The organism is Imhoffiella purpurea (assembly GCF_000585215.1).
GTDB classification, from domain to species: domain Bacteria; phylum Pseudomonadota; class Gammaproteobacteria; order Chromatiales; family Chromatiaceae; genus Imhoffiella; species Imhoffiella purpurea.
The window spans coordinates 1-415 of record NZ_AONC01000121.1 but is presented as its reverse complement, the minus strand read 5'-3'; the positions used below and the strand labels follow the sequence as shown (position 1 = coordinate 415).

At 61.7% G+C, this 415-nt stretch carries 1 pseudogene; it reads left to right on the top strand.

Annotation, left to right across the window (positions count from 1 at the left end):
- Positions 1-360 (top strand): annotated as a pseudogene (locus D779_RS20690) (IS4 family transposase); the annotation flags it as partial.
- Positions 361-415: the final 55 nt, after the last annotated feature.

Genomic DNA, 415 nt, shown 5'->3' with positions numbered 1-415 from the left:
ATGGCCATCGTCGCCTACAATGCCTTGGCCGTGATCAAGGCCGCATTGCGTCAGGTCCACGGCGCCGAGACCATCGACACGCAGGTCTCGGGTTACTATCTGGTCAACGAAATGGCCCGGGTCAGCGATAGTCTCGAGACGTTGGTGACGCCCGAGGAATGGGGCGAGTTCCACCCCCTCTCCCCAGACGCGATGGCCGCTTGGCTGCTCGCCACCGCCCAGCACGTGCAGCTGCGCAAGTACCGCAAGCATTCACGCGGCCCCAAGAAGCCGACTCCGGCGCGAACCCATGATCCGACCAAACCGCATGTCTCCGTCGCGCGTCTTCTTGAGAAACGTCGAAAGACCCCGCGAACCTGAGGGGATCGATCAGAGAAGTCGCTCATGATCACGATCTGTGACCTTCAAAGCCCTG